The following is a 4604-nucleotide window of genomic DNA, read 5'->3' as shown; positions in this document are numbered from 1 at the left end:
CTAATTACCCAGCTTCTGAAGGTATTGTTTCTTTGTTAGAACCATTTATTGATACCGTTTTAATTTGTACAATGACTGCTTTAGTTATTATTTTTTACAATAGTGATGGTTTATTTGTATATGGAGGAGATGGAGCAGGAAGTGTAATAATTGATGGAGTTGCAGTTGGAGGTGTTAATTTAACTTCTATGGCATTTGAAGCTGTAATACCTTGGTTCCCTTATGTATTAACATTAGCGGTAGTTCTATTTGCAATTTCAACTATGATTTCTTGGTCGTATTACGGATTACAATCCTGGAAATTCTTATTTGGAAGAAGTAAAATTGCAGACATTACGTATAAAATACTATTTATTATTTTTATTGTAATAGGTGCAGCTGCATCTATGAAAGCAGTATTTGACTTTTCAGATGCTATGATTCTGGCACTAGTATTTCCAAATATGATTGGACTATTATTTTTATTCCCAATTGTTAGAAAAGAATTGGTTAAATACTTAGAAGCACTTAAAATAAAATTAACGTTCATTAAATAAATTATCTGAACTTATTATAAATCCCATTTCTTGCAAAACAACGTTTAAGAAATGGGATTCTCTTTTAATAATAACATAGCGTTTACCTCAAAAGGCACTATTTACAAAAAATTAATAGCTAAAATTTTCAGTTTTATTTACTCAAAAAAATACATATTAAATTTTGATTCATAAAAATATATTTGTAAATTTAAACAATTGAAAATGTTTTATTTCAATATTTTAATAATATTACTTCGGTAATACCTCACCTCAAAAACAGTTTTCACCTCAGAAAATAGTTTGTCATCCCAGATCATAATTTTGTAGAATTACCATTGTAAATATTTTGTTAAAAAAATATTTAATAATGGTTTGTAATACTACATAAATTTATGAAAAATCGATTATTAATTTAATAAAATGTATTATGAAAAAATTAGATTTTTTAAAAATTGTAATTGGATTATTTTTGGGTCTTGTAATCTTTTCTTGTAACAAAGATGATTCAAATTTAATCTTATCGGAACAACTTGAAAAACAAGAAGTTGTGTTTAATGTGAATGATTTTTTACCACAAAAATTATCTTCTAAAGGTTTATTTAGTGCAAAAGATAATGGTGATAGTCCTAACGATGAAAGTGTGCCAAATTGTGTAGATATGGAACCTGGTTATGTAGATGTAACAATAATAGGACCAGATCAAATTACTACAACCTATATGTTAAATTTAGTTACACTCGCAAACAAAACAGAAACAGAGGTTCTTAAATTAACACCTGGAGTTTATATTGTTACAGATTTTGTTGTAAGAGCAGCTGATGGAACATTATTATGGGCTTCACCTAGAGAGGGAAGTTATTATGAACAACTTTGGGATTTAACAGGTGTTGATCTTGAGTTTGTAGTTCCTGTATTTGATAAACTTAGAGTTGAAATTGATGTGCTGTGTTATAGACCGTATGATTATGAAAATTTTGGATTTGTATGGTTTAAATATGCAGTAACAGAAATTCATACAGTTTGTTTCTATGGAGATATATGTACTAAGTTTTTTGAAGAATGGCATACTTATCAAGGTGATTTGAGAAATCCTTATTTACTTCAAACTTTTATGGGGTATGATTTCCCAGCTATTTTTAAGGTAATTGTTAGAAATGCAGCAGGAGCTATTGTAAATGATGTTGATCAAAATAGCAATGCTGAATATTTTGGTATTGGACAACCACTTTGTATAGAGTATCCAGACCAAGTTGAAATAGATGGTGAAATTTTTACATTTGAAATTTGGCTAGCAATGCCAGATGGTACTTTTATGCAAATTTATGAAGGAACCTTTGATGATACAGCTATGGCAGAAGTTGGAAATCCAGAATCATTTGGAGGAACTGATGGGGTATTTGATTTTGTTGTAGGAAATTGTTCTTACGATGGAAACGATGCTAATTTAGAATTACTACCTTGGATACCAATTCCAGAAAGTGCAGATATGAGTATATTTGCACCAGGAGAACCATTGTCTGAAGAATTAATAGTAGCTACATTTACTAATATTTTACCGATGCCTATCCCTGGTATTATTGAAGAGGGTGTACCTTATAACACATTGTGTGGTGAAGAATTTATTACTATAAATCCAGCATTTGATTATCGAGTTATGTTTTATTCATCTATGGATAGAGAACTTCCTGGATCTAATTTCCCAGCAGAATATTTAGATTACCCATGGGGTTCTATAAATTGGCTTGCTAATAACTGTGAAACGGTAGCAGCAGTTGAAGGTTGGGATTATGTGCAATTTGCACTTTGGTATTTAATTGGAGATGCTACAGGTGTTCCTTCAGTAAGAGGACAAAATAACGCATTGGCTCAAGAAGCAGCTTTGCACCCAAATTTTATCCCTACTGTAGGTGATTATGCTTGTGTATTGGTAAAACCTGTTGCAATACTTAACGGGCCTAGAGCGCTTGAAGACCCTATTCAATTACTTTTATTAAGAGTAGATCCTTGATAAAAGAGTGTTATAAAAAGATTTTGAAAAAAGAAAATTTGTTTATGTAAATAAAGAAGTAATTATAAATACTATAAAAAATGTTTGTTGTAAAGTTAATTTAATAAATTTGTAATTATAGCATAAATAAAAATCAAGATTTTTCAAAATATGAATGTATTTAAATCCCATTTCAGGTTTAACAAACGCCAAAGAAATGGGATTTTCTTTTTGCTACTTATTATAGTTATATTCCAGACTAGCTTCTTTTTGGTAGATTTTTCTTCAAATAAACCAACTGATTTTTCTCAAAATGAAATTGCAGATTTTAAAAAAGAACAAGATTCTTTAATCAATATAGCAATTCAAGAGAGTAAACCTAAAATTTTCCCATTCAATCCTAATTACATAAACGATTTTAAAGGCTATCAACTAGGTATGAATGTTGATGAAATTGATAGACTAATAACCTTTAGAAAATCAGGTAAATTTATTAATTCCATAAAGCAGTTTAAAATTGTTACTAAAGTTAGTGACAGTTTATTAAATAAAATAAGTCCCTATTTTAAATTTCCAGATTGGGTAACTAATAATAATAATACATCAAATATTAGTTTTAAAAAAATTAGAAAGGAAGACATAGAAGTTAAAGATCTTAACTTGGTTACGAGTAGCGATTTAATAAAAATTAAAGGAATTGGAGAAAAAACGGCTGAAAGGATACTTAGTTATAGAGATAAATTACAGGGTTTTACATTCAGCGATCAACTTTATGAAGTGTATTATTTAGAAAAAGAAATTGCAGACAAAGCATTAGAATATTATAAAGTGCTTTTAAAACCCAACATTCAAAAAATAAATATAAATACAGCTTCATTTAAAGAAGTATTATCAATTGTTTATATTGACTACGAGCTTACTAAGAAAATTTTTAATTATAGAGATGAAGTGGCAGAAATTCAATCTTTAGATGAATTAAAAAAAATTGATGGTTTTCCAATTGAAAAATTTAATAGAATAACCTTATATTTGGTGGCTGAATAAATTTATAATTAAACAGTCAACCATTAAATGAATAACATGTATTTTACTGAGGAACACGAGTCGTTTCGACAAAGTTTTCGAGATTTCCTACTAAAAGAAGTAGTTCCCTATGTTAATAAATGGGAAAAACAAGGTTTTGTAGATAAACAAATTTGGAAAAAATTTGGAGAAATGGGCTATTTTGGATTAAATTATCCTGAAGAGTTTGGAGGTTTAAATTTAGATCTTTTTTATACAGTTATTTTTTTAGAAGAAATGCAGAAAGTAAATTCAGGTGGATTTGCAGCCGCTATGTGGGCACATACATATCTGGCAATGACGCATTTAAATGCTGAAGGAAGTAAATTTATAAAAGAAAAATATTTAGTTCCAAGTATAAATGGCGAAAAGGTTGGATGTCTTTGTATTTCCGAACCATTTGGAGGATCTGATGTGGCAGGAATGAGAACTACTGCAACAAGAAAAGGAGCTAATTATATTTTAAATGGATCTAAAACATTTATAACAAATGGTGTTTTTTCCGATTATTTGGTGGTAGCAGCAAAAACAAGTCTAGAACTTGGTAATAAAGGAATGAGTATTTTTGTTTTGGATAGAGAAACTAATGGAATTTCAGCAACAAATTTAGAAAAACTAGGGTGGAAAGCTTCAGATACTGCGGAAATTGCATTTGACAATGTAATTATTCCAGCAGAAAATTTGTTGGGAGAAGAGAATAAAGGTTTTTCTTATATAATGCAGCATTTTGCTTTAGAAAGAGTAATTATGGGAGTGAATGCCCATGCGAGAGCCGAATTTGCTTTAAACTATGCAATTCAATATATGTCCGAAAGAAAAGCTTTTGGAAAAACGATAGACCAATTTCAAGCTTTAAGGCACAAAGTAGCAGATATGGCAAGTGAAGTTGAAATGTGTAAAGAGTTTAATTATTCTGTGATTTATAGGTTAGATAAAGGTCAATATGTTGTAAAGGAGGCAAGTATGTCTAAATTATTATCTACCAAAATGGCCGACGAAGTTATATATCAATGTCTTCAGTTATTAGGAGGTTATGG

4 protein-coding genes are annotated in these 4604 nt (G+C 29.3%); all 4 read left to right on the top strand.

The window, feature by feature from the left end:
- A partial coding sequence (locus AB1Z17_RS06275) for an alanine:cation symporter family protein (RefSeq protein WP_368050943.1) occupies positions 1 to 536 on the top strand: 536 nt, incomplete at its 5' end.
- A gap of 409 nt (positions 537 to 945) precedes the next feature.
- Positions 946 to 2526, top strand: coding sequence for a hypothetical protein (locus AB1Z17_RS06270; RefSeq protein ID WP_368050942.1), 1581 nt, complete (start codon positions 946 to 948; stop codon positions 2524 to 2526).
- A 150-nt stretch (positions 2527 to 2676) separates the two neighbouring features.
- The gene (locus tag AB1Z17_RS06265) at positions 2677 to 3549 is read left to right on the top strand and encodes a ComEA family DNA-binding protein (RefSeq protein ID WP_368050940.1); all 873 of its coding nucleotides are present in this window, start codon (positions 2677 to 2679) and stop codon (positions 3547 to 3549) included.
- Between the two features lie 27 nt (positions 3550 to 3576).
- Positions 3577 to 4604, top strand: a 1028-nt coding sequence (locus AB1Z17_RS06260) for an acyl-CoA dehydrogenase family protein (protein WP_368050939.1), incomplete at its 3' end; no start/stop codon positions are given.

The sequence above is a fragment of the Lutibacter sp. genome (assembly GCF_040883305.1).
Classification (GTDB): domain Bacteria; phylum Bacteroidota; class Bacteroidia; order Flavobacteriales; family Flavobacteriaceae; genus Lutibacter.
This window is presented reverse-complemented; position numbering and strand designations above follow the sequence as displayed.